18 protein-coding genes and 1 tRNA gene are annotated in these 22201 nt (G+C 71.4%); 9 read left to right on the forward strand and 10 right to left on the reverse strand.

All coding sequences use genetic code 11. From position 1 onward, the window contains the following. Positions 1 to 210: 210 nt before the first annotated feature. A complete protein-coding gene (locus ACE3TA_RS14315) occupies positions 211 to 1125 on the reverse strand; it encodes a mechanosensitive ion channel family protein (protein ID WP_374574845.1) in 915 nt (304 codons plus the stop codon). 257 nt (positions 1126 to 1382) lie between these two features. On the opposite strand from ACE3TA_RS14315, the gene ACE3TA_RS14320 reads away from it, so the two are divergent. From ACE3TA_RS14320 to leuA, 4 genes are all read left to right on the forward strand, one after another. Further along, positions 1383 to 1994, forward strand: a complete 612-nt coding sequence (locus ACE3TA_RS14320) for a hypothetical protein (protein ID WP_374574847.1) — start codon at positions 1383 to 1385, stop codon at positions 1992 to 1994. Positions 1995 to 2291: 297 nt separating this feature from the next. Continuing rightward, a complete protein-coding gene (locus ACE3TA_RS14325; RefSeq protein ID WP_374574849.1) occupies positions 2292 to 3899 on the forward strand; it encodes a GMC family oxidoreductase in 1608 nt (535 codons plus the stop codon). 85 nt (positions 3900 to 3984) lie between these two features. Then, on the forward strand, positions 3985 to 5118 hold the full coding sequence (locus tag ACE3TA_RS14330; RefSeq protein WP_374574851.1) for a zinc-binding dehydrogenase: 1134 nt from the start codon (positions 3985 to 3987) through the stop codon (positions 5116 to 5118). Between the two features lie 310 nt (positions 5119 to 5428). Further along, positions 5429 to 7099 carry a 2-isopropylmalate synthase gene (gene leuA / locus ACE3TA_RS14335; protein WP_374574853.1) on the forward strand — a complete coding sequence of 557 codons (1671 nt, stop codon included), beginning with the start codon at positions 5429 to 5431 and terminating at the stop codon, positions 7097 to 7099. 133 nt (positions 7100 to 7232) lie between these two features. Here leuA and ACE3TA_RS14340 read toward each other — a convergent pair whose 3' ends face one another. Further along, complete coding sequence (locus tag ACE3TA_RS14340) at positions 7233 to 8528, reverse strand: cytochrome P450 (RefSeq protein WP_374574855.1); 1296 nt, start codon at positions 8526 to 8528, stop codon at positions 7233 to 7235. A gap of 199 nt (positions 8529 to 8727) precedes the next feature. Here ACE3TA_RS14340 and ACE3TA_RS14345 point away from each other — a divergent pair, with 199 nt between their 5' ends. The 3 genes from ACE3TA_RS14345 to ACE3TA_RS14355 all read left to right on the forward strand — a co-directional run bounded on the left by ACE3TA_RS14345 (position 8728) and on the right by ACE3TA_RS14355 (position 11881). Continuing rightward, positions 8728 to 9630: a LysR substrate-binding domain-containing protein gene (locus ACE3TA_RS14345; protein WP_374574857.1), complete on the forward strand. Its 903-nt coding sequence runs from the start codon at positions 8728 to 8730 to the stop codon at positions 9628 to 9630. Between the two features lie 47 nt (positions 9631 to 9677). Then, positions 9678 to 10490: an acyl-CoA thioesterase gene (locus tag ACE3TA_RS14350; RefSeq protein WP_374574859.1), complete on the forward strand. Its 813-nt coding sequence runs from the start codon at positions 9678 to 9680 to the stop codon at positions 10488 to 10490. A gap of 101 nt (positions 10491 to 10591) precedes the next feature. After that, entirely contained in the window at positions 10592 to 11881 is a 1290-nt protein-coding gene (locus tag ACE3TA_RS14355; protein WP_374574861.1) for a spinster family MFS transporter, read from the forward strand. A 6-nt stretch (positions 11882 to 11887) separates the two neighbouring features. Here the strand turns inward: ACE3TA_RS14355 and ACE3TA_RS14360 are convergent, their stop codons facing one another. Beyond that, a complete protein-coding gene (locus tag ACE3TA_RS14360) occupies positions 11888 to 12706 on the reverse strand; it encodes an enoyl-CoA hydratase/isomerase family protein (protein ID WP_374574863.1) in 819 nt (272 codons plus the stop codon). A gap of 81 nt (positions 12707 to 12787) precedes the next feature. After that, the gene (locus ACE3TA_RS14365) at positions 12788 to 14554 is read right to left on the reverse strand and encodes a DEAD/DEAH box helicase (RefSeq protein ID WP_374574865.1); all 1767 of its coding nucleotides are present in this window, start codon (positions 14552 to 14554) and stop codon (positions 12788 to 12790) included. A 166-nt stretch (positions 14555 to 14720) separates the two neighbouring features. On the opposite strand from ACE3TA_RS14365, the gene ACE3TA_RS14370 reads away from it, so the two are divergent. Beyond that, complete coding sequence (locus tag ACE3TA_RS14370) at positions 14721 to 15068, forward strand: GIY-YIG nuclease family protein (protein WP_374574867.1); 348 nt, start codon at positions 14721 to 14723, stop codon at positions 15066 to 15068. A 4-nt stretch (positions 15069 to 15072) separates the two neighbouring features. Here the strand turns inward: ACE3TA_RS14370 and ACE3TA_RS14375 are convergent, their stop codons facing one another. The 3 genes from ACE3TA_RS14375 to ACE3TA_RS14385 form a co-directional block, all read right to left on the reverse strand. Further along, positions 15073 to 15570 carry an FKBP-type peptidyl-prolyl cis-trans isomerase gene (locus tag ACE3TA_RS14375; RefSeq protein ID WP_374574869.1) on the reverse strand — a complete coding sequence of 166 codons (498 nt, stop codon included), beginning with the start codon at positions 15568 to 15570 and terminating at the stop codon, positions 15073 to 15075. Next, positions 15570 to 16778, reverse strand: coding sequence for a threonine ammonia-lyase (locus tag ACE3TA_RS14380; RefSeq protein WP_374574871.1), 1209 nt, complete (start codon positions 16776 to 16778; stop codon positions 15570 to 15572). The genes ACE3TA_RS14375 and ACE3TA_RS14380 overlap by 1 nt, the downstream gene beginning before the upstream one ends. A gap of 77 nt (positions 16779 to 16855) precedes the next feature. Continuing rightward, positions 16856 to 17944, reverse strand: coding sequence for a GNAT family N-acetyltransferase (locus ACE3TA_RS14385; protein ID WP_374574873.1), 1089 nt, complete (start codon positions 17942 to 17944; stop codon positions 16856 to 16858). Between the two features lie 126 nt (positions 17945 to 18070). Here ACE3TA_RS14385 and ACE3TA_RS14390 point away from each other — a divergent pair, with 126 nt between their 5' ends. Continuing rightward, positions 18071 to 19195 carry an AGE family epimerase/isomerase gene (locus tag ACE3TA_RS14390; protein WP_374574875.1) on the forward strand — a complete coding sequence of 375 codons (1125 nt, stop codon included), beginning with the start codon at positions 18071 to 18073 and terminating at the stop codon, positions 19193 to 19195. Here ACE3TA_RS14390 and ACE3TA_RS14395 read toward each other — a convergent pair. The 3 genes from ACE3TA_RS14395 to ACE3TA_RS14405 form a co-directional block, all read right to left on the reverse strand. Continuing rightward, positions 19192 to 19995 carry a metallophosphoesterase family protein gene (locus ACE3TA_RS14395; protein WP_374574877.1) on the reverse strand — a complete coding sequence of 268 codons (804 nt, stop codon included), beginning with the start codon at positions 19993 to 19995 and terminating at the stop codon, positions 19192 to 19194. The genes ACE3TA_RS14390 and ACE3TA_RS14395 overlap by 4 nt on opposite strands. 116 nt (positions 19996 to 20111) lie before the next feature. After that, complete coding sequence (locus tag ACE3TA_RS14400; RefSeq protein WP_374574879.1) at positions 20112 to 21608, reverse strand: globin-coupled sensor protein; 1497 nt, start codon at positions 21606 to 21608, stop codon at positions 20112 to 20114. Between the two features lie 466 nt (positions 21609 to 22074). After that, a tRNA-Ala gene (locus tag ACE3TA_RS14405) sits at positions 22075 to 22150 on the reverse strand. Positions 22151 to 22201: the final 51 nt, after the last annotated feature.

Here is a 22201-nt window from a genome sequence, read left to right on the forward strand (position 1 = left end):
GGTCCCCCTCCCCCACAGGGGGAGGAGAATTCACGCCCATCCCCGCTCATTCCCGCGAAAGCGGGAGCTTAGGCTTCTCGCCCCCCACGCCGTCATCCTCCGGTCGGCCGCAGGCCGATCCGGGGGACCCAAGCTGCGGCCCCGCCTGGATCGCCCGGACAAGCCGGACGAAGACGCTTGGCGATGGCGCCGCCCCACCGCAGGCGCCCCTTAAGCCCCGCGCCGGTCGCGCAGGGTCACCTCCAGCGGGGCGAGCTTTTCGATGTTGAGGGTCGAGGCGGCCACGCCCACCCGGCCCTCGGAGGCGTCGATCTCTTCCAGAAGGCGCGTGAACAGCCGGTCCTTGGTCGAGCGGCGGGCCTTGTAGTCGACCACGTAGCGCAGGGTGAAGGCGATCCAGTTCTCGTCGGCGATCAGCGAAACGGTCGGCTTTACGCTGGCCGGCTCGATCAGGTAGCGGCGGGTCACCGGCGCCCAGGCCTTCTCGGCCTCGCGGGCGTAGTCGCCGACCACCTCGGCGGCCACCCGTTCGATCATCCGGCGGGCGAAGGCGTGATCGGAACCATACTTGATGGGCACGACGATCTCGTCCCACAGGAAGGGGAAGTCGGCCGAGTAATTGAACACCGGCTCCTTGAAGACAAACGAATTGGCCACCCGCACGATGCGGCCGTTGTACTGGTCGCCGTGCACCCACTCGCCGATCTGCATCAGGGTGGTGCGCAGGGCGCCGATGTCGATCACATCGCCCTTGATGCCGCCCAGCTCCACCCGGTCGCCCACCTTGAAGAAACCGCCGAAGGCGATCGCCAGCCAGCCGGCCACCGAGGCGATCACCTCCTGCAGGGCGAAGGCGATCCCAGCGCCGGCCACGCCGAACGCCACGGTCAGCCCGCCGAGCTGACGGGCGAAGATGGTCAGCGCCGTTACCCCAACGGCCACATATCCCAGCAGGCTGACGGCCTTGCGCAGCTTGTAGCGCCGGTCGGCGTCGCCCACCCAGTCGGTCACCAGCCGCCGCGCGAGGTTGGCGGCCAGCCAGACGACCGCTAGGCCGATCGCCAGACGCGCCCAGCGAGTCCCCAGCAACGCGGCGGCCGTCGCGCCGATATCGTTCAGCTCCATCCGGGCTCCTCCGCCCGGATCGTTCCACACCCCGCCCCGCCGCTCCAGCCCTCAGCGCGCGCGGCGTCGCACGGCGAGCAGCCCCTCCACCGCTTTGCAGTCCCCTTCCCCGTCATCCTCCGGTCGGCCGAAGCCGATCCGGGGGACCCAGGCTGAGCCCTGGATCGCCCGGACAAGCCGGGCGAAGACGCCTGGGGATGGCGCCGCTCCCCCGAAAATCCTTGACTTCGGGCTTGACCTATGTTCTCTTTTTGTTCATGTTCGACGCGGCCGACATCGCTGACCGGCAGGGCCGCATCCTCGGCGAACTCGCCGACATGGGCCTGGAGATCGCCCGCGACCTGAAGGACCGCGCCCTCAAGGCCGCCTCCCGCGAGGAGGCCGAGGGCTTGGCGCTCGCCTTCCACCGCATCTCCCGCTCGATCCGCCAGTCGCTCGCCCTGGAGGTCAAGCTCGCCAAGGACCGCTGCGAGGCCGCCAGGCTCCAGCGCATCGACCGCGACCGCAGGACCCAGGCCCGCAAGGCCCAGGTCCGCGCCGCCGTCGGCCGCCTGATCTGGACCGAGCACGAGCCCGCCGAGGCCGAGCGCCTCACCGAGGACCTCGACGGCTTCCTCGCCGAGGACGCCCTCTTCGAGGCCTTCCTCCGCGCGCCCCTCGACGACCTCGTCGCCCGCCTCGCCCAGGACCTCGGCCTGCCCGCCAACGACCCAAGGGAAGACGCCCCCTCCACCCCTTCGGGGTCCCCCTCCCCCGCTGGCGCGGGGGAGGAGATCGAAGCGGCGCGCGCCAATTCTCCTCCCCCATTGGGGGAGGGGGACCGCGAAGCGGTGGAGGGGGCCGCGCCCACCTACCAGAACTCGGCCTGAAAGATCCTTCTCCCCTTGCGGGGTTCGGCGCGGCCGCGCCCAAACTCGCATGGCCCGAGCACCGCCAGATGCTCCCCTCTTGGGGGAGCTGGCCCGAAGGGCCTGAGGGGGACTTTGACTCCAGCACAGCGACTCCAGCACAGCCGCGCGGAACGGCCGCGGCGGGCTTGCAGCCCCCCTCCGTCGGCTTCGCCGACACCTCCCCCAAGAGGGGAGGATCAAGGCGCTGGCCCCCGCCTGGTTCAAACATCGCCCCGCCTCGGCTAGACCTGCCCCAACCACGAGGGGCGGGAACGCATGGACGCGGCCTACGACTACATCGTCATCGGCGCCGGCTCGGCCGGCTGCGTGCTCGCCGACCGGCTCTCGGCGGACCCGAAGACCCGCGTGCTGGTGCTGGAGGCCGGCGGGCGCGACGACTGGATCTGGTTCCACATCCCGGTCGGCTACCTCTTCTCCATCGGCAATCCCCGCGCCGACTGGATGTTCGAGACCCAGCCGGTGCCCGGCCTGGGCGGCCGCTCGCTGAAGTATCCGCGCGGCAAGGTGATCGGCGGCTCCTCGGCGATCAACGCGATGATCTACATGCGCGGCCAGGCGGCCGACTACGACCGCTGGCGCCAGATGGGCCTGTCCGGTTGGGGCTGGGACGACGTGTTGCCGCTCTTCATGGACCAGGAGGATCACATCGATCCGCCCTCGGCCCTGCACCGCTCGGGCGGCAAGTGGCGGGTGGAGCATCCGCGCATGCGCTGGGACGTGCTGGAGGCGTTCGGCGAGGCCGCCGCGGCCGAGGGCGTTCCGCCCGTCGCCGACTTCAACGGCGGCGACAACTTCGGCGCCGGCTACTTCCAGGTGAACCAGAAAGCCGGCGTGCGCTGGAGCGCCGCGCGCGGGTTCCTGAAGCCCGCCCTGAAGCGGCCGAACCTTCGCCTCGTCACCGGCGCCCTGGTCGAGCGGCTGATCATCGAGGACGGCCGCTGCACGGGCGTCGCCTGGCGGGACGGCGGCGGCGCGCGGCATGAGGCCCGCGCGGCCGGCGAGGTGGTCGTCTCCTCCGGCGCCGTCGCCACCCCGGCCCTGCTCGAGCGCTCGGGCCTGGGCGACGGCGAGCGGCTGCGCGCCCTGGGCGTCGAGGCCAGGGCCCACCTGCCCGGCGTCGGCGAGAATCTGCAGGACCACCTGCAGATCCGCCCCTATTTCGCCGTCTCCGGCGTGCCGACCATGAACGCGCTCTACGCCTCGCTCTGGCGGCGGCCGCTGATGGCCGCCGAATACGCCCTCTTCCGGCGCGGGCCGATGTCGATGGCGCCCAGCCAGTTCGGCGCCTTCGCCCGCTCCTCGCCGGAGGTGGAGACGCCGAACCTGCAGTTCCACGTCCAGCCCCTGTCGCTGGACCGCTTCGGCGAGCCGCTGCATCCCTTCCCGGCGATCACCATCAGCGTGTGCAACCTGCGCCCGGCGAGCCGCGGCTCGATCCACGCGGCGAGCGCCGATCCGGCCGCCGCGCCCGCCATCCAGCCCAACTACCTCTCCGCCCCCGAGGACGAGCGCGTCGCCGTGGAGAGCCTGAAACTCGTGCGCCGCATCGTCGCCCAGCCGCCGCTCGCCCGCTTCCATCCGCAGGAGCGCGGCCCCGGCGCGGACGCGCGGTCCGAAGACGAGCTGCTCGCCGCCGCCCGGGCGCTGGGCGCGACCATCTTCCATCCGGTCGGCACCGCGAAGATGGGCGCGGCCGCCGATCCGATGGCCGTGGTCGACGAGCGCCTGCGGGTGCGCGGGATCGCCGGCCTGCGGATCGCCGACGCCTCGATCATGCCCACCATCACCTCGGGCAACACCAACTCGCCGACCCTGATGATCGCCGAGAAGGCCTCGCGGATGATCCTCGAGGACGCCCGCTAGCAATCGGCGCCCGCCCGCCCCATCTGCCCGCTGGGGCCGATGCGCGTTCGCGCGTCCAACAACGAGATCAATGGGGAGCCGCCACGTGGCCGACACCGGAAAAAGCCTGCAACTGCGCTCGCTGGTCAAATCCAGCGGCGAGCTCGAACTGTCGCTCGTGGAGGTTCCGATCCCCGAGCCGGGGCCCGACGAGGTGCTGGTGCGCATCGAGGCGACGCCCATCAACCCCTCCGACCTCGGCCTCCTCCTCGGCCCGGCCGACCTGTCGACGGTGCAGGTCGCCGGCACGGCCGCCTCGCCGGTGGTCACCGCCAAGCTCCCGCCGCGGGCGATGCCGATGCTGGCCGCGCGGCTGGACGAGTCCATGCCCGTCGGCAACGAGGGCGCCGGGACCGTGGTCAAGGCCGGCGCGTCGGCCGAGGCCCAGGCGCTTCTTGGCAAAACCGTCGCCATCCTCGGCGGGGCGATGTACGCCCAGCACCGCTGCGTGAAGGCCGCCGACTGCCTCGTGCTGCCCGAGGGAGCCACCGCGGCCGACGGCGCCTCCTGCTTCGTCAATCCGCTGACCGCGCTCTCGATGGTCGAGACCATGCGCCTGGAGGGCCACACCGCCCTGGTGCACACGGCGGCGGCCTCCAACCTCGGCCAGATGCTCAACAAGATCTGCCTGAAGGACGGGGTCGGCCTGGTGAACATCGTGCGCAACGCGGCGCAGGCGAAGATCCTGCGCGACATCGGCGCCAGGCACATCGTCGATTCCAGCGCGCCGAGCTTCCTCGACGACCTCACCGCCGCCCTGGTCGAGACCGGCGCGACGCTCGCTTTCGACGCCATCGGCGGCGGCAAGCTGGCCAGCCAGATCCTCGCCTGCATGGAGGTGGCGGCCAACAAGACCGCGACCAGCTACAGCCGCTACGGCTCCTCGACGCACAAGCAGGTCTACATCTACGGCAGCCTGGACACCGGCCCGACCGAGCTCTTCCGCGCCTACGGCATGGCCTGGGGCCTGGGCGGCTGGCTGCTCACCCCGTTCCTGGCGAGGCTCGGGCCGGAGGGGGTGCAGCGCCTGCGCGCCCGCGTCGCCGCCGAGCTGAAGACCACCTTCGCCAGCCACTACACCGCCGAGATCTCGCTGGCCGAGGCGCTGAAGCCGGAGGTGATGGCCGCCTACAACAAGCGCGCCACCGGCGAGAAGTACCTGATCAATCCCAGCAAGTGATCGCGCCCCGCCGGCGGTCCCGCCCTTGACAGGACCGCCGGCGGCAGGGCACGGCTTGGCCCATGAACGCCGCGCGCGCCCTCGACCTGCGACTTCTTCGCCCGACCCTCTGAGGGGGTCGGGACCGATAGCTGTCGTTCAGGGCGTGGAGCCGAAAAATGCCGTTCGCAATTCCGCAGTATCTTGTCGCCAAACCCGCGCCGGGCCACGCCTGGGCGCGACTTAGGGGCGGCCGCCGGGCCTGACGGCGACCCGGCGGCGGCGCGCCAGCCGCACCCCTGACCCCAGACGACAAGCAAAGGCGCGACCCATGATGCTGCGCGATCCTTCGACCAAGTACCGACCCTTCCAGCCCATCGACCTGCCGAACCGCCAGTGGCCCTCGCGGGTGATCGACAAGGCGCCCCGCTGGCTCTCCACCGACCTGCGCGACGGCAACCAGGCGCTGATCGACCCCATGGACGGGGAGAAGAAGCGGCGCTTCTTCGACCTGCTGGTGAAGATCGGCCTGAAGGAGATCGAGGTGGGCTTTCCCTCGGCCTCGCAGACCGAGTTCGACTTCATCAGCGGCCTGGTGCGCGGCGGGACCATCCCGGCCGACGTCTGCATCCAGGTGCTGACCCAGTCGCGCGCCGACCTGATCGCGCGCACCTTCGAAGCGCTGGACGGCGCCGAGCAGGCCTGCGTGCACCTCTACAACGCCGTCTCGCCGGCCTTCCGCAAGATCGTGTTCGGCATGGACCGGGCCGGGATCAAGGACATCGCCGTGACCGGCGTCACTCTGCTGCGCGAAGAGGCCGAGAAGCGCCCCGGCACGCGCTGGACCTTCGAATATTCGCCGGAGACCTTCTCCACCACCGAGCTCGACTTCAGCCTGGAGGTCTGCGAGGCGGTGCTCGACGTGCTGGAGCCGACGCCCGAGCGGCCGGTGATCCTGAACCTGCCGGCGACGGTGGAGGCGGCCACGCCGAACATCTACGCCGACCAGATCGAATGGTTCTGCCGCCACATCTCGCGGCGGGATTCGGTGGTGATCAGCCTGCACCCGCACAACGACCGCGGCTCGGGCGTGGCCGCCGCCGAGCTCGGCCTGATGGCCGGCGCCGACCGGGTGGAGGGCTGCCTGTTCGGTAACGGCGAGCGCACCGGCAACGTCGACCTGGTGACCCTGGCGCTCAATCTCTACACCCAGGGGGTCAGCCCGAACCTGGACTTCTCCGACATGGAGGAGGTGGTCAACACGGTCACCTACTGCAATCAGATCGGCGTGCACCCCCGCCACCCCTACGCGGGCGAGCTGGTGTTCACCGCCTTCTCCGGCTCGCACCAGGACGCGATCAAGAAGGGCTTCGCCGCCCGCGAGCAGCAGAACGACGACCATTGGGAGGTGCCCTACCTGCCGATCGACCCGGCCGACCTGGGCGCCTCCTACGAGGCGGTGATCCGGGTGAACAGCCAGTCGGGCAAGGGCGGCGTGGCCTGGGTGCTGCAGCAGGACAAGGGCCTGAAGCTGCCCAAGCGCATGCAGGGCAGCTTCAGCCGCGTGGTCCAGGCCCTGGCCGACGAGACCAGCCGCGAACTCAACGCCGCCGACATCTGGAGCGCCTTCGTCAAGGCCTACCACATGGACGGCCCGCAGCGCTTCGAGCTGGTGGACTACCGCGAGACCGGCGCCCCGCGGGCCGGCGGCGAGCGGGTGTTCTCCGGCGAGATCAAGGTCGACGGCCAGATGAAGTCGGTCAGCGGGCGCGGCAACGGCTTGCTCTCCAGCGTGCTGGCCGCGCTCAAGGAAGGCTGCGGCGTGTCGCTCGACATCCTGGACTATACCGAGCACGCCATCGGCCACGGCGGCGGCGCCCAGGCGGCGGCCTATGTGGAGTGCCAGACCTCCGACGGCCGCATCGTCTACGGCGCGGGCATGGACACCGACGTCGCCACCGCCTCGGTCCGCGCGATCCTCTCGGCCGCCAACGGGCTGTAGGGCGTCGGCCCCCTCCACCCCTTCGGGGTCCCCCTCCCCCGCTGCACGGGGGAGGAGAGCGCGCGGCCAGGCAGTGAATTCTCCTCCCCCTCTGGGGGAGGGGGACCGCGGAGCGGTGGAGGGGGCTCGCCGCCTAGCTCCGCACCTCCACGCGCAGCGGCAGGCCGCCCTTGGGGCGCAGGGCGATGTCGGCCTGGACTTCGACCTGGCGGCCGGGAACCGGACTGAAGCGGTAGCGGGAAAGCCAGGTCGCCAGGATGAGCTGGGCCTCGGCCAGGGCGAACTGGGCGCCGATGCACACCCTGGGGCCCGCGCCGAAGGGGATGTACTGGAAGCGGTGGTGGCCCGCCTTGGCCTCCGGGCTGAAGTTCTCCGGATCGAACAGGTCCGGGTCCTTCCAGAGCGCGCGATGGCGGTGCACGACCCAGGGCCAGACGGAAACGAGGTCGCCCTTCCTGATCTCGTGGCCGCAGAGCTCGTCGTCGGCCACGGCCTGGCGCTCGATGCGCGGCGCGGGCGGATAGAGCCGGAGCACCTCGTCGAGCACCCAACGCAGATAGGGCGTCCACTCGATGATCGCGTCCGGGTCGGTCTCGGTGAGCGCGTCGCGCGCCTCGGCCGCCAGGACGTCCTGCACGTCGGGCTGTTCGCTCAGCACGTAGAGCGCCCACGACAGAGCATTGGCGGTGGTCTCGTGGCCGGCCACCAGGAAGGTCACGGCGTTCTCCAGGGCGAGTCGGGCGGCCTCGTCGGGCGGGTGGGTCTCGGCGAAGACCCGCAGGAGCCGGGTCATGAAGTCGTCGGGCGGATCGTCCGCCGCGCGGCGCTCGGCCAGGAACCGCGCCATGGCGTCCCGGATGAAGGCCCGCCCCTTCGCGGCGCGGCGCAGGCGCGGCGAGGCGTCGAGCCAGGGCACGCCCATCAGCGCCCCGGCGCGGAAGTCGCCCAGGCTGGCGAGCGCGGCGGCGACGTTCTCGGCCGCCTCGTCGGTGGCCATCAGCGGCTCGGACGAGCACAGCGCCCGGCAGATCACCCGGAAGGTCGTGGCGGTGGCCGCGGCCGCCACGTCGATCACGCCGGGCGCCTCCGCAGCCCAGCCGTCGGCGGTGACCCGCGCTTCGTCGAGGAAACCGGGCATGAAGCCCTTGATCGCCGCGGGCGTGAACACCGGGGCCATGAGGCGGCGCTGCTCGCGCCAGTCCTCGCCCTCGGCGGCGAAGATCCCGCGCCCTAGAAGGTCGCCGGCCAGGCGGCCGAGCAGCGCCGGCTTAGCGTAGGTCGACACCCGGTCCAGCAGCACCGCGCGGATGGCGTCCGGATCGTTGACCGCATGGAAGTGGAAGCCGAACAGCGGCCGGCTGAGGATCGGAACCTCGTAGGCCTCCTCGGTCCAGCTCAGGATCACGTTGCGGCGAAGCTCGCCCGTCATGAATTCCCAGAGCGGCGGGGACTTGGAACGCGGGACGGGCGCAGCAGGTCGGAAGCGACCGTCATCGGCCGCATAGGCGAGGCTATCCATGGTCTCCCCCGGACGGGCCGCAACCCGCCGTTGCTTTTCGCGGAGCATGGGTATTCCGCCGCAACGCAGCAAACGATATAAGGGCCTGATCCTTGTGAGCTGAAATCACATGGCGAGACGCGATCTTCCGCCGCTGACAGGCCTGCGCGCCTTCGAGGCCTTCGCGCGGCTGGGGCAGATGACCCTGGCGGCGGACGAGCTGTGCGTCACCCACGGGGCGATCAGCCGGCAGATTCGCAGCCTGGAGCGGGCCACCGGCCTGACGCTGACGCAGGGGCCGCGCCACCGCCTGCGCCTGACCGAGGCGGGCGCGCGGCTGGCGGCCACGCTGTCGGCGAGCCTGGACTCCATCGAGCGCACCTTCCTGGACCTGCGCGGCGCCGCCGACCGGGAGTTGCGCCTGTCCTGCGTGGGCACCTTCGCCATGCGCTGGCTGATCCCGCGGCTGCCGGCGTTCCATGCCGCGCATCCGGAGCTGAAGGTCACGGTGACCGAGTCCTACGCGCCGGTGGATTTCTCCCGCCAGCCGTTCGACGCGGCGATCCGCCTGACCGAGCAGCCGCCCACCGGCGGGGTCTCGGCGCTCGCCTTCCTGGACAACTTCCACGGCCCGGTGCTGTCGCCGGCGCTGGCGGCCCAGGCCGGCGGGGGCCTGGGCGGGCTCTCGCGCCTGCCGCGGCTGGACACCAGCCCGCGGCTGCAAGCCTGGGCCGAATGGCAGGCGCACTCCGGCCAGATGCTGGACGAGCCGCCGCAGCACCAGCAGTTCGAGCACGTCTTCTACATGCTCGCCGCCGCGGCCGCCGGCCTGGGTGTGGGTGTGAGCCCCTGGATCTACGTGGCCGGCGACGTCGCGGCGGGCCGGCTGGCGGCGCCGCTGGGCTTCATCCGCACGCCGGCCAAGTTCTACTTCCTGGCGCCGGAGGCCGCGCCGAAGCCCGCGGTGGAGGCGTTCCGCGACTGGCTGACGGCTGAGGCCGCCGAGGCGCCCGAACCGCCGGCCGCCGCCTGACGCCGCGGGGACTTGCCGCAGCGCAGCAAGGCGATCATGAGAGCGGCATGAGCGAGACCTTCTTCGACCTGAAATCGACCCACAATCCGCACCGCTGGTACCTGCCGCTGCACAACGGCCTGTGCGTGGGGCCGCCGGGGAACCTGTTCATGTTCGGCGGCGTGGGCCTGGCCTCGGCGATCTCGGCGATGGAGCGCACCCTGGACCGGCCGGTGATCTGGGCCACGGCCCAGTACCTGTCCTACGCCCGGCCGCCGTCGATCGTGGACCTGGACGTGTGGGTGCCCGCCCACGGACGCAACACCAGCCAGGCGCGGGTGATCGGCCACGTGGGCGACAAGGAGATCCTGACCGTCAACGCCGCGCTGGGGACGCGGCCGCACGACGTGTCGCACCAATGGGTCTCCATGCCCGACATGCCGCCGCCGGAAGACTGCGCGCCCTCCGACATCTGGCCGCGCGACGAGGCCGACGACCTGCACAGCCGCATCGAGACGCGGGTGGCCAAGGGCCGCTACGGCGACCGGGCGCGCGACGGCACGCTGAGCGAGGACGGCCGCTCGGTGATGTGGATCCGGCCGATCGGCGACCACCCGATCGACGCGGGGATGCTGGCGGTGTTCGCCGACTACGTGCCCTCGGGCTTCGGCGCGGCGCTGGGGCGCAATGGCGGCGGCAACAGCCTGGACAACACCCTGCGCATCCGCCGCATCGTGCCCACCGACTGGGTGCTGTGCGACATCCAGATCATCGGCGTGCACGCCGGCTTCGGCCACGGGATCATGAACCTGTTCTCCCGCGACGGGGAGCTGATGGCCACGGCCAGCCAGTCGGTGATCCTGCGCATGCGCGAGAGCTGAGGCTGCCGTAGGGTCAGCATTCCCAGGCGGAAAATCCGGTCTAGTCTGAATTCTGCAGCGACGGCGGCCAGCCAAGAGCCTCCGCGCCACGGGAGGAAGCCATGTCGCAGCCAGACGGCGGCGGGGCGAAGGCGGGCTATGGCCTGCTCGTGCTGCTGACCTTGATGAACGTCCTGAACTTCGTCGACCGCCAGCTCCTGGCGAGCTTCGCCAACTACATCGTTCCCGACCTGGGGCTCAGCAACACCGAGTTCGGCCTGCTGACCGGCCTGGTGTTCATCGTCTTCTACGCGGTGGCGGGACTGTTCATGGGCGGGCTGGCCGACCTGGTGAACCGGCCCCGGCTGATCGCCGCGGCGATGCTGGCCTGGAGCGCCCTGACGGCGGCCTCGGGCATGGCCAGGAACTTCGTCACCCTCGCGCTCCCGCGGGTGTTCATCGGCGTGGGCGAATCGGCGCTGACGCCCACGGCCATGTCGCTCTTGGCCGACCGCTTTCCGCCTTCGCGGCTCGGGTTCGCCACCGGCTTCTACTACATGGGCGTGCCGATCGGCGTGGGGGTGAGCCTGCTGGTCGCCGGGGTGCTGGGCGAGGCGATCGGCTGGCGCAACTGCTTCTATCTCTTGGGCGCGCTCGGCGTCGCCTTCGCCGCCGTGGTGTTCCAGGTGAAGGAAACCCGCGGCCACGGGCTGGACGCGGCCGCCCGCGCCACCCGGCCCAAGGTGGGCGAACTGATGGCCGTGTTCTTCGGCGCGCTGAAGGGCTCGCCCGCCCTGCAGCTCACCATGGCCGGCGGCGTCATGGTGCACCTGATCCTCGGCGCGGCCAGCTTCGACCAGCTCTGGCTGGTGCGCGAGCGCGGCTTCGAGCGGGCGGACATCGCCATCATCAGCGGGGTGATCGCCTCCATCGCCGGGGTGTGCGGCAACCTGTTCGGCGGCATGGCCTCCGACCGCTGGGTGCGCGCCACGGGCCGCAGCCGGGCAATGTTCATGGTCTGGCTGCTCGCCGCGCTGCTGCCGGTCAACCTCGCCTACCGGCTGGTCCCGGCGGATAGCTGGATCTTCTGGGTCGGCATCTGCGTGGCCTACTTCCAGCTCGGCGCCTTCTACGGCCCGACCTTCTCGGCGGTGCAGGAGCTGTGTCCGCCGCAGGTGCGCTCCACGGTGGTGGCCTTCTACATCATGGCGCTGAACGTGGTCGGCCTGGGCCTGGGCGTGACCGGCAGCGGGGTGCTGGCGGACGAGCTGGTCGCCCAGGACGTCGCCCATCCCTATAGCTGGACGCTGTTCGTCTTCACCTGCCTCTCGGCCCTGGCGATCCCCTGCTACTTCCTGGCCGCGCGCTCGGCGCGAAGGTCGGCGGCCGCGGGCGCGGCGGCCGCCGCCTGAGCCGGATCAGCGGCCCTTGAACTGCGCCGGGCGCTTTTCGAGGAAGGCCAGCATGCCCTCGCGCGCGTCCTCGGTGCGGATCAGCGGCAAGAGCTGCAGATAGACGTGGTGGACGTGGTCGTTGAAGGTCTCCGACAGGCCCATGCGCATCATCCGCTTGGAAGCCTGGACCGCCAGCGGCGCGTTGTCGGCGATCTCGCGGGCCAGGGCGCGGGCGAAATCCATCAGCTCGGCGTCCGGGACCACGTGGTTGGCCAGGCCCATCTCCAGCGCCTCGTGCGACAGCAGGGTGCGGCCGGTGAAGATCAGCTCGGCGGCCTTGGCCCAGCCGATCATGCGCGGCAGGAACCAGGTGCCGCCGCTTTCCGGCACGATGCCGCGCTTGGTGAAGGCCGCCGCCAGCTTGGCGCTCTCGGCCATGATGCGGATGTCGCAACCGAGCGCGGTGTCCATGCCGTAGCCCGCGGCCGAGCCGTTCAGCGCGCAGATGGTGGGCTTTTCCATGTTGAAGAGCACCGTCGGCGGGGTGGTCTTCAGATCCAGCGTCGGCGACTGGGCGGCGGTCTGCGAGCCGATGCCCTCGCCCCGGGTGGCCGAGCCCAGGTCCAGCCCCGCGCAGAAGGCCCGGCCCGTGCCGGTGAGGATGACGCAGCGCACGTCCTTGTCGGCCTCGGCCTTCAGCAGGAGCTGGCCGAGCTGGTTCAGCATCGGCCCGGAGATGGTGTTCAGCCGCTCCGGCCGGTTCAGGGTGATGGTGGCGATCGCGTCCTCGACCGCATAGAGGACCTCGTCGCCCGTCCTGGCGAGCGGTTCGACCTGGCTCATGTTTCCGTCCCTTCTATCTGAGGCCGTCAGCTAAGGACCGAAACGCGCCGGGCGCAACGGCGCCCTTGGGGAAAGGCCGGCTCAGTCCCGCCGGCCGGCCTTAGGCGGACGGCGCTCCTTTTCCCGCTGGGGCTTGCCCTTGAACGGGCGCCTCGGCGCCTCGTCGGCGCCCTGCCGCGCCTGGGGCTTTCCACGCGGCGGCTTGGGCGCGGGCGCGCCGGCCGGCGTGATGCGCAGCCCCTCCTCGGCGGGACCGGCGATCGCCGCGGAGAACTGCGCCTCCACGCTCCGGGCGATCTCGAACTTGGTCTCGTTCTCGAAGATGCGGATCTGGCCGATGTCCTTCTTGGTCACGTGGCCCTGGCGGCAGATCAGCGGGATCAGCCACTTGGGGTCGGCGTTCTTGCTGCGGCCGATGGCCAGGCGGAACCAGGCGACCTCGTCCGGCGCCAGGCGCTGGGGCCGCTCGGGGCGTTCGGGCCGGGCCGGATCGTAGCCGCCGCGCTGGGGCCCCTCGCCGCGCGGGCGCTGGCCGCCGCGATCGTCGAACAGCTCCTCGGGCGCGGGCAGGCGTTCGCGGTTCTGGCGCGCCAGGGCCGCGGCGATCTGCTCGGGCGCGTGACGCTCCAGAAGGGCGCGGGCCAGGGCCAGGTCCTCCTCCGCGGCGGGCTCGGCCAGGCGGGGATCGTCGAGGAAGCGGGCCCGGTCCTGGGCGCGGATCTCGTCGGCGCTCGGCGGGGCGCTCCATTCGGCGTCGATGCTGGCCGAGTTCAGCAGCATCTCGGCCTTGCGCCGGCGCGTGTGCGGCACGAGCAGGATGGAGACGCCCTTGCGTCCCGCCCGCCCGGTGCGCCCCGAGCGGTGCAGCAGGGCCGCGCGGTTCACCGGCAGGTCGGCGTGGATCACGAGGCCGAGGTCGGGCAGGTCGAGGCCGCGGGCGGCCACGTCGGTCGCCACGCAGACGCGGGCGTGGCCGTCGCGCAGGGCCTGCAGGGCTTCGCTGCGCTCGCGCTGGCCCATCTCGCCCGACAGGCCGACGGCGGCGAAGCCGCGCTCGCGCAGGGCCAGGTGGAGGTGGCGCACGGCCTCGCGGGTGGCGCAGAAGACCAGCGCGCCCGGGGCCTCGAAATAGCGCAGCACGTTGACCACGGCGTGCTCGACGTCGTTGGGCGCGATGCGCAGCGCGCGGTACTCGATGTCGCCGTGCGGCTGGTTGCGGGTGGTGGTGTCGATGCGCAGGGCGTTGCGCTGGTAGCGCTTGGCCAGGGCGGCGATCTCGCGGGCGATGGTCGCGGAGAACAACAGGGTGCGGCGCTGCGGCGGCGCCGCGTCGAGGATGAACTCCAGGTCCTCGCGGAAGCCCAGGTCGAGCATCTCGTCGGCCTCATCGAGCACCAGGGCGTCGAGCGCCGACAGGTCCAGGTTCCCGCGCTCCAGGTGGTCGCGCAGCCGCCCGGGGGTGCCGACCACGATGTGCGCGCCGCCGGCCAGAGCGCGCTGCTCGCGCCGCGGATCCATGCCGCCCACGCAGGTGGTGATGACGGCGCCGGTCTGGGCGTAGAGCCAGGCGAGCTCGCGGCCGACCTGGATGGCCAGCTCGCGGGTCGGCGCGATGATCAGCGCCAGCGGCGCGGCCGGTTCGGCGAAGGCCTCCGCGCCGCCCAGCAGCGTCGGCGCCAGCGCCAGCCCGAAGGCCACCGTCTTGCCCGAGCCGGTCTGGGCCGAGACCAGCAGGTCGCGGTCGGCGGCCTCGCGCTCGATCACGGCGCTCTGCACCGGCGTGGGGTCGCCATAGCCTTGCGCGGCCAGCGCGCGGTCGAGCGCGGGATTGATCGGGGGGAAGGCCATGGGAAGTCCAGTCGGTGGGCGCCGGCGAGGGCGGCGGCGCGCGGGGGCGTCTTACGACGCGACAATCGCGCCCAGGGCAAGCCCGCGAGGGCGTAAATCGTCCACAGCCGCCGCTATTCCAGCGTGGTGTGTTGACGCGGCCATTTATACCCGGATAAAAGTTACCATGGACAACGCCCGCCGCAAGGACCTGATCCGCGCCTTCAAGGAAGCCCCCAAGAGCCAGGGGGTGTTCGCCGTGCGCTGCGCGGCCAGCGGCGAGGTGTGGGTGTCGGCCTCGCGCAACCTGGAAAAGCAGCAGACCGGCCTGTGGTTCAGCCTGCGCATGGGCGGCAATCACAACAAGGCGATGCAGGCGGCGTGGAAGGCCCACGGCGAGAGCGCCTTCAGCTACGAGGTGCTGGAGACGCTGGAGATCGAGGACGATACGCCGGCCTATGTCGCGCAGACCCGGCTGAAGGACCGAGAGGCCCACTGGCGCCAGGCGCTGAACGCGCCTCGGGCGCTGGGCTGAGGCGTCAGCCCTGGGCGATGCGGCCGGGGCCCGGCAGCACGTCGATCAGCTCGATGCGGAAGATCAGCACGCTGTTGGGCGGGATGTCGCCCACGCCCTGGTCGCCGTAGCCGAGCTGAGGCGGCACGTAGAGCGTCCATTCGTCGCCGGGCCGCATCAGCTTCAGGGCCTCGACCCAGCCGGGGATCAGCGCCTTCAGCGGCATGGCCGCGGGCATGCCCCGTTCGTAGGAGGAATCGAAGACCTTGCCGTCCAGCAGCTTGCCTTCGTAGTGGACCTTGACCTCGTCGGTCTCCTGCGGGCGCAGGCCGTCCTTCGGACCGGAGCGGACGATCTTGTACTCCAGGCCCGACGGCAGGGTGACGACGCCCTCTTCCTTGCCGTTCTTGTCCATGAAGGCCTTGGCCTCGGCGGCCGCGGCGGCCACCGCCGGATCGGCCGGCTTGGGCCCGCACGAGGCGAGCAGCGCGGTCGCGGCGAACGCGAGGATCAGGCGGCGCATCAGACGATCCTCGGCGGATAGCCCTGGTCGCGCAGGGCGGAGATGATTTCCTGGGTGTGCTGGGCGTCGCGGGTCTCGATCATCACGTCGAATTCCGCGCCCTTGGCCGGCACGTCGAGCGCCAGGCGGTTGTGGGCCACCTCGACGATGTTGGCGCCCATCTCGCCGATGATCCGCGAGACGTTGGCCAGCAGCCCCGGCCGGTCGTCGCCGATGATCCTGAGGCTGACGAGGCGCTGGTCGCGCACCAGCTCGCGCGTCAGCACCGAGGCCAAGAGCCGCGTGTCGATGTTGCCGCCGGTGAGGATCAGGCCGGCCTTCTTGCCGCGGAAGCGCTCGGGATAGGCGAGCAGGCCCGCGAGCGAGGCCGAGCCGGCGCCTTCGGCCACCGTCTTCTCCACGTTGCAGTAGAGGGCCACGGCGCGCTCGAAATACGGCTCCTCGATGAGCAGCACGTCGTCGATCAAGGGACGGGCCACCGCGTAGCTCACGTCGCCCACCTGCTTGACGGCGATACCCTCGGCGATGGTGGAGCCGCCCACGTGGTTGGCCGCGTTGACGCCGCGCATCTTGGCGGTGAACGAGGGGTACATGGCCGGCTCCAGGCCGATCACGCTGACGTCGGGACGCACGTGCTTGGCCGCGGTGGCGACGCCGGCGATCAGCCCGCCGCCGCCGATCGGCACCGGCAGGACCTCCAGGTCCGGCATGTCCTCGAACATCTCCAGGGCCACGGTGCCCTGTCCGGCCATCACGTCCAGGTCGTTGAACGGATGGACGAAGACCAGGTCGCGCTCCTCGCACAGCCGCCGGGCGTGGGCGGAGGCCTCGTCGTAGCCGTCGCCGTCGATCACCACCTGGGCGCCGAAGGCGCGAGTCTGCTGCACTTTCACGAAGGGCGTGCCCGCCGGCATGACGATGGTGACCGGGATGCCCAGGCGCGTGGCGTGGTAGGCTAGGCCCTGGCTGTGGTTGCCGGCCGAGGCGGCGATGACGCCGCGCTTGCGCTCGGCCTCGGTGAGCTGCAGCAGCTTGTTCAGCGCGCCGCGCTCCTTGTAGGCGGCGGTGAACTGCAGGTTCTCGAACTTCACCCAGACTTCGGCGCCGGTGATCTCGGACAAGGTGCGCGAATGGCGCAGGGGCGTGCGCTCGATGTGGCCCTTCAGCCTTTCGGCTGCGGCGCGGATGTCTTCGATGCTGAGAGTCATATGGAAGCCGGGGGAGCGGAAGGCGCGCAAACTAGCGGCGCCAAGGCCCTACCGCAATGCACAGGTCGCGCGGCGGCTCAGCGCAGAGCGCGCCAGCGGTCCATCCGGCGCATGGCCTTGCCCGGCAGGTCCGACACGCGGCCGAGCGGCAGCGCCTCGGCCGCCGCGCGCACGCCGTAGGCGGCGCTGCGCACCAGGGTGGCCGCCGACGGCACGCCGACGAAGCCGTGGCTCATGCCCTGGCTGGCGTTGGCCAGCTCGCGCTTGAAGCGGTAGTCGCCGGGGCCGAGGTCCAGGCGGTGATAGGGCGTCTCGTCCATCCAGCGCAGGATCGACTGGAACAGCAGCAGGCCCGGCGACAGCTTCTCGAACGCCGGGTCGTGGGCGATGATCCAGCCGTGAATGGTGCGCCGGCCGCGCAGGTGCAGGTGCGCAGCGGCCAGCCGGTCGCCGATGTCCAGGGTGAACAGCACGCCGCCGAAGTCGGGATCGCGGCTGGCGAACAGGTCGCGCAGCAGGTCGACCGTCCAGTCGGAGGCGAAGATGTCGGTCTGGCCGGTGGCCTGATACTGGGCCCGCTTCCAGGCGATCAGGGTCTCGAAAGCCGTTTCGGAACGCGAGAAGGCGGTGAAGACCACCGGGCCGGCGTCGCGCTCGGCCTTGCGGCGCTTCTTGTCGCAATCCTTGAGCACGCCGACGCCGGCGGCCTTGCGCTCGGCCTCGTAGGCCGCATAGCCCTCGGCCACGTCGACCACGTAGGAGTTCATGCGCCCGCGGGCGAAGGCGTCGAAGGGCTCCACGCCCTCGAGCCAGTGGGTGAAGTCGAAGCGGTGCACGCCGAGCGCCTGGACAAGGTCGCGGGCGGCGATCTTCACGCCCGGCTCGGCCACCAGGCCCTGGTAGTCGCACATCGGCGCGCCGGCGGGCATGGCGGTGAAGGCGCCGACCTTGGCGGCCAGGAAGCCCACGTCGCGGCCGCCGTCCCTGGCGACCACCACGCGCACCCCGTCGGCGGGCGCCTGGGCCTGGGCCACCGCGCGCGCCCAGTGGGGCGACAGGTAGGGACTGTCGAAGACGATGTCCTGTTCCTGCAGATGCGACCAATGCGCGATCCGCGAGAGGGACAGCTCCTGCGGTCGGACGACCTCGAAATCCAAGGGACGCATCCTGCGGGCGACGGGAACAAGCCCGAAGGCTAGCGTTGAACCCTTTCCGCGAGGTTGCCGGATCGACAGGCCTGTATCGCCTGCATAAGACACGGACGGAGCGCGGCGAGCGGAGCGGAGACAGGCATGGGTGCGACGAGCCTTCAGGCCGCGTGGATCGAGGCCCGCGACTGGCTCTTCGACGAGGCCCTGCCGCTCTGGGCGAGCGCCGGCGTGGACCCGGCGGGCGGCTTCCACGACCAGATCGGCGACGACCGCCGGCCGGTGGAGACGGCCAAGCGGCTGCGGGTGCAGGGCCGGCAGATGTTCGTCTTCGCCGAGGCCGGGCGGCTGGGCTGGGGCGGGCCCTGGCGCGAGCTGGTGCGCCACGGCCTGGCCTTCCTGACGGCGCATGCGCCGGCGCCGGGGCGGCTCTATCCCTCGTTCTTCCACGACGATGGCCGGACCGAGGGCGAGGAGCTCTACGGCCAGGCGTTCGTGCTGCTGGGCCTGGCCCACGCGCGCCGGGCGCTGGACGAGGCCGCCGCCGAGCCGATGGCGCTGGATCTGCTGGCGAGCCTGCGCGCGCGGCTGGGACGGACGGACGGCGGCTTCAACGAGGTCGAGCCGTCCGAGGCGCCGTTCCAGGCCAATCCGCACATGCACCTCTACGAGGCCGCCCTCGCCTGGCGCGCGGGCTCGCCGGCCCCCGCCTGGGCGGGGCTGGCGGCCGACATGCGCCGCCTGGCGCTGGACGTCTTCATCGAGCCGAAGAGCGGCCGGCTCCTGGAGTTCTTCGGCGCGGACGGCGCGCCGGCGCCCGGCGCCCCGGGCCGGGAGGCCTGGCCGGGGCACCTGTTCGAATGGGCGAGCCTCCTGCTGCTGGACGGCCGGGGCGACGAGGCGCTGGCGGAGCGGCTGGCGCGGCTGGCGGCGGAGACCGGCGTGGACCGCGCCCGCCAGGTGGCGATCGCCAGCCAGGAGGCCGCCGACGGCGCGCCCATCGACCGCGGCGCGCGGCTGTGGGCGCAGACCGAGCGGCTGCGCGCCTGCCTGCTGCTGCGGGGGCGCGACGGGGGGTTCTGGACGGACGAAGCGCTCGAGGCCTTCGCCGGACTGCGGCGCTATCTGGCGGTTCCGGGCGGCGGCCTCTTCCGCGACCACATGGATGCGGACGGCGCCCTCGACGGCGGGCCGGCGAAGGCGACCTCGCTCTATCACATCGTGGGCGCCTATGCGGAGCTGGCCGCGGCGGCGGAAGCCGTCGGCTAGGACGGCGCGCCGGGCCGCCGGGCGGCGGCCTGCAGCACGCGCTGGCCCTGGTCGTCCAGGCGCACGGCGGTAAGCACGCCGGTGGCGTAGGCGCCGGTGTCCAGGCCGATGCGGTGGGGCAGGACCTGGGGCGTCTCGGTGGGCGTGTGGCCGTGGACGATGACCTTGTCGAACGTCGGACGCGCCTCCAGGAAGTCGCCGCGGATCCACAACAGGTCCTTCTCGACCTGGCGCTCCAGCGGCACGCCGGGACGCACGCCGGCGTGGACGAAGGCGTAGTCGCCGATGGTAACCATCAGCTCCAGGGTCTCGTAGAACCTGCGGTGCCGCTCGGGCAGGCGCTCGGCGAAGGCGTCGCGCGCCGCCGCCCAGGCGGCCTCGTCGCTGCGCCCAGCCGGCGGCGTCACGCCGTAGGAGGCCAGGGTCGCGGCGCCGCCGTGGTCGAACCACACCTCGCCGAAGGCCGGATCGTTGAGGAAGGCGAGGAGCGCCTCCTCGTGGTTGCCCTTCAGGGCGCAGATCTCGAAGGCGCCGGAGCCCTCGACGTCGAGCACCAGGTCCACCACCCGGGCGCTGTCCGGGCCGCGGTCGACGTAGTCGCCCAGGAACACCAGCATCGGCTGGCGCTGGGGCGCGCTCTCCAGCGCGTCCTCGGCGATGGTCCGCATCAGGGGCTCGAGCAGGTCGTACCGGCCGTGGACATCGCCCACCGCATAGACCAGCCGGCCCGCCGTGGCGGGCGCCGCCGCCAGCGCGGGCTTTCGACCGGAGAACAGCTTGGAGAACAGGGCTGAGGACATGCGGAACGGCTTCGAAGATAGGCTGGACCGGTCCGACGTCAACGCGCTGCGGCGCCGCTCCGCTCCGGTCCTAGTCCTGCACAAACGGCGCCATCGCGGCGGGACCGTGGCGGGGTCTAGGCCGCCCTGCGGCGCGCCCCGGCGGCGCGCGCCGGCGCCCCGTCGATCCTGAATTGGCGCACCAGATCGATCAGCCGTCCCATTTCGGTTTTCAGCGAATGGGTGGCCGCGGTGGCCTGCTCGACCATGGCCGCGTTCTGCTGGGTCGTCTGGTCCATCTGGTTGACCGCCGAATTGACCTGGCCGAGGCCGGACGCCTGGTCGGTGGCCGCCTCGGCGATGTCGGCCACTAGGCCGTCGATCTCAACGATGCGGCCGACGATGGTCTCCAGGGCCTGGCCGGTCTGGCCCACCAGGTCGACGCCGGCCTCCACCTGCTCGCTGGAGGCGTTGATGAGTTGCTTGATGTCCTTGGCCGCCTCGGCCGAGCGCTGGGCGAGCGCGCGCACTTCGGAGGCGACGACGGCGAAGCCGCGGCCGGCCTCGCCCGCGCGGGCGGCCTCGACGCCGGCGTTGAGGGCCAAGAGGTTGGTCTGGAAGGCGATCTCGTCGATCACCCCGATGATCTGGCCGATCTCGTGCGACGACTGCTCGATCTTGCCCATGGCCGCCACGGTCTCGGCGACCACGCTTTGCGAGCGCTGGGCCTCGGCGCGGGTGGTGGAGGCCGCGCTGGAGGCCTGCTTGGCGTCGGCGGCCGTGCGCTGGACGCTGGAGGTGAGCTCGTTGAGCGCGGCGGTGGTCTCCTCCAGGCCGGCCGCCTGGTGCTCGGTGCGATTGGCCAGGTTGTCGGCGGCCAGGGCGATCTCGTCGGAGCCGACGCGGATGGCCTCGGCCGCCTGGGCGACGCCGCCCATGGCTTCGGCCAGACGCGCGGCGGTCTTGTTGAAGTCGGCCTTGAGCTTGTCGAACTGCGGCGCGACCTCGGCCTGGAGCTGGACGGTCAGGTCGCCGCCGGCCAGGCGGTCGAGCGCCTCGGCCAGGGCGTCCATCGCCGCGGCCCGCTCGGCCTCGGCCTGGCGCTGGGCGGCCTCGGCGGTCTGGCGCTGCTGCTCCAGGGTGTCCAGGTAGATCGAGATGGCCAGGTCCATGTCGAGCATGGCCGCCTTGACCAGGACGCCGAGGGCCTGGGACAGCCCCTGCGCGCCCTTGCGGTCGGACAGCACGCCGCGGGGCCAGCGGTCGGCCACCAGCGCGGCCGCCAGCGCCTCGGTCAGCCGCGCGTAGCCGCCGATGTACCAGCTCGGCTCCAGACCCAGGCGGGCGTGGGCGTGGCCGATGGCGCGCACGTTGCGCTCATAGGCCGCGCCGTAGTCGCCCGAGGCGATCACGTTCCAGTGCTCGCTCTGCTTGGACTTGGCGTGGGTGATGTGGCTTTCGTCGTCGAAGAAGGCCCGCGTGTGCGGCGTGGTCCGCACCTTGTCGTAGAAGCCGTCGAGGGCCGGGCCGATCGACTTTTCGATCAGCGGCTTGAGCGAGCGCAGCAGGGCCTGCTCGCTCGGCCCCAGGCCGATGAAGTCCAGGCGTTGATCGAGGGTTTGCTCGGCGGCCATGTGGAACCTTGCGCAGAAACTTGGACGCGCGATCGATGCGGGATCGCAAAGCTTCGCGCCTGCCCGAACGGTTCAACGACATGATTAAAAAAGGATATATCCTAAGTTCTAGGCCGCCTGACACGGCGCATAAGACCCGTCGCTAGACTTCAGGTCGGGCCTTTCGGCCAAGAAACGCCACCGAAAGTAGACTAAGAGGAGAACGGTGTTCTGTTGAGGAAGCTCGCGGCGCGCGAAGAGCCGAGCACGCCAAATGTAAGTGAAAGTGAGAAATACTCGCAGAACCAGCTTTTGCAGCAGCCACGCCGCGCGCGCCAAGCTTGACCTTAAGCATATTGGCGCGCGACGCGCCGATAGGGGCGCAGCCGAGGCGATCGACTGTCGCCGCCAAGCCGCGACCGCGCACGCAACGGCCGCGGCGCGCCCCAAGCCTTGAGGCGCAAGTTTCACGAAGTTCGGAAGGTCCTGGTGGAGCCGAGGGGAGTCGAACCCCTGACCTCCTCATTGCGAACGAGGCGCTCTACCAACTGAGCTACGGCCCCAGGAGGCGCGGAATAAGGCGTCAGACGCTCGTCCTGTCAAGCGGCTGCGAG

Source organism: Phenylobacterium sp., from assembly GCF_041916435.1.
GTDB lineage: Bacteria > Pseudomonadota > Alphaproteobacteria > Caulobacterales > Caulobacteraceae > Phenylobacterium.